Origin of the sequence: Bradyrhizobium uaiense (genome assembly GCF_010811875.1) — a bacterium.
Taxonomy (GTDB): Bacteria; Pseudomonadota; Alphaproteobacteria; order Rhizobiales; family Xanthobacteraceae; genus Bradyrhizobium; species Bradyrhizobium uaiense.
This window is the reverse complement of the sequence record NZ_VKHP01000742.1, coordinates 1-251: the sequence shown is the minus strand read 5'-3', so window position 1 is coordinate 251 and position 251 is coordinate 1. Positions and strand designations below refer to the sequence as shown.

1 protein-coding gene is annotated in these 251 nt (G+C 61.4%); it reads right to left on the bottom strand.

Annotated elements, in window-relative coordinates:
* Positions 1-6: 6 nt before the first annotated feature.
* Positions 7-251 (bottom strand): hypothetical protein (locus FNJ47_RS47280; protein ID WP_206685430.1); only part of this gene is annotated, 245 nt, incomplete at its 5' end.

The window sequence follows — 251 nt, the reverse complement described above, 5'->3', positions numbered from 1 at the left end:
TTTCTTTCAGGATGCGCGCAGCGTGCGTTGACACGAGGGGCCGGAGCCATAACCTCCGTTCTGCTTCCGGAGGACGGCCCATGCCAAACAACAACAATCAAGAAACTGACGGCTTCGCATCAGGTCGACCGTCATCGCCGCGAGCTTGTCGTCGACATCAGGCGGCAGCTTGTCCTTGAAGAACGAGACCGCCTTGTCGTGCAGGCCGAAGCGCTTGTCGGCCATCGCGAGCCCGACCGCGCTGACGGTGA